The organism is Occallatibacter sp. (assembly GCF_049802275.1).
Classification (GTDB): domain Bacteria; phylum Acidobacteriota; class Terriglobia; order Terriglobales; family Acidobacteriaceae; genus Telmatobacter.
The window spans coordinates 1-1,733 of the sequence record NZ_JBARMD010000378.1; the positions used below are offsets into that span (position 1 = coordinate 1).

General features: G+C 55.2%; 3 protein-coding genes. All 3 read right to left on the reverse strand.

Annotation, left to right across the window (positions count from 1 at the left end):
- Nucleotides 1-189, reverse strand: a 189-nt coding sequence (locus tag WA354_RS13265) for a PIG-L deacetylase family protein (protein WP_472813491.1), incomplete at its 3' end; no start/stop codon positions are given.
- Nucleotides 186-989: a sugar phosphate nucleotidyltransferase gene (locus tag WA354_RS13270; protein ID WP_472813492.1), complete on the reverse strand. Its 804-nt coding sequence runs from the start codon at nt 987-989 to the stop codon at nt 186-188. The genes WA354_RS13265 and WA354_RS13270, both read right to left, overlap by 4 nt.
- A gap of 83 nt (nt 990-1,072) precedes the next feature.
- On the reverse strand, nt 1,073-1,733 hold a 661-nt coding region (locus tag WA354_RS13275), incomplete at its 5' end, for a methyltransferase C-terminal domain-containing protein (protein ID WP_472813493.1).

The window sequence follows — 1,733 nt, forward strand, 5'->3', positions numbered from 1 at the left end:
CTTTCGGGCTTCCTCACCGCGCTTTCCGTCTGCGCTAAAAACCACCCAGTGAAACTTGAGCCCAGGTTCGCTTTGTCTCCATTGCAGAAGCGATCCACCGCAACCGATCTCGATGTCGTCAGAATGCGCACCGAGGCAGAGTATCGTGAGCGGTTCCGAGCCCTTCTTGCCCAGAATCAGCTTCATCATGCAGTAACTCGCGCCGCTCTGCCGTTGTCCCACACGCACCATGGCGCCTTGCCCGACGATTCCAACTCATCCAGGATTTGCTTGTCCTTGAACGTATCCATGCATTGCCAGAATCCTTCGTAGCGCCGCGACCATACCTTGCCTTGGGCGATCATCCGCTGCATGGGTTCATAGACAAACTCTTCTCCGGGATTCAAGTGCTGGAAAACGTCTTGGCGCAGTATAAAGTAGCCTCCGTTGACCCAAAGATTAGAGTCTTTCATGCACTTGATTGCCTTTACCGAACCGTCTTCGTCCAATTGCACTGTGTCCAGACTGCTCGACCGCGGTTGGACGGACAAAAATGAAGCGAAGCTATCGCGCCGCGAGAACTCACTAACCATTTCCGGTAGCGGAAAGTCGGTCAGGCCATCACTGTAGTTGGCGAGAAAGACCTCCTCCCCTTTCAGATACGGCTGCACCAGCCGCAAGCGGTCGCCGATCGTGGAGCGCTGCCCGGTATCGACGAACGTGATCCTCCAGTCGTCGATGTCACGCTGCATGAAATCCAGTTGGCGCCCTCCCTGGGAGAAGACGAAATCGTTTGATACTGATTCCTCGTACTCGAGGAAATAATTCTTTATGGCATTCCCCTTGTAGCCCAGGCAGAGCACAAACTCCTTGTGCCCATAGTGGGCATAGTACTTCATGACGTGCCACAGCACGGGGCGCGAGCCGATCGTCACCATCGGCTTGGGTACGTCTTCCGAGTAGCCCCGAAGCCTCATTCCTTCGCCACCACAAAACAGAACGACCTTCATGCGCCCGCCTCCGTGAATTAATCTCTAATCACCAAAGACTCGCCATCCCGGACCCCTTCCATCCGCGAAGTGGAGTCCTGGGTTCAGTACACCATCACTTTCGGTATTGGGACGACGAAGCGGCCATCCCACTCCCGGATACACTGCAACTGCTGCATGATTTCGTCTTTCAGATTCCAAGGAAGGATCACTACGTAGTCGGGTCTGGTTTCGCGAATACGGTCGGGGTGGTAAATCGGGATGCGGCTGCCCGGCAAAAATCGGCCCTGTTTATAGAGGCTGCGATCCACGGTATATTCAATCAGGTCCTTGCCGATGCCGCAGTAATGGAGCAGCGTCGCACTTTTGCCGGGCGCTCCGTAGCCTGCCACTTTTTTGCCTTGCTTGGCGGCCGTCAACAGGAAATCCATCAGGGCGAACTTGGTCTCCCGCACTTGCCGCGTGAAGCTTTCGTAGCCCTCGATCCGGTCGAGTTTTGCTTTGACTTCATCTTGAATGACTTTTTGTACGTTCGGCGCAACGCCATGCACCTGGCTGTCAGCACGACAGGCATACACGCGGAGCGATCCGCCGTGCGATTTCAGCTCCTCTACATCGAACACCCGCAGTCCATGGGCCTCCATGATCTTGAGGGTGCTGATCAGGGAAAAATAGGAGAAGTGTTCGTGGTAGATGGTATCGAACTCGTTGAGCTCGATCAGCTTCAGGAGATGGGGGAATTCCAGTGTCAGCACACCGTCCGGC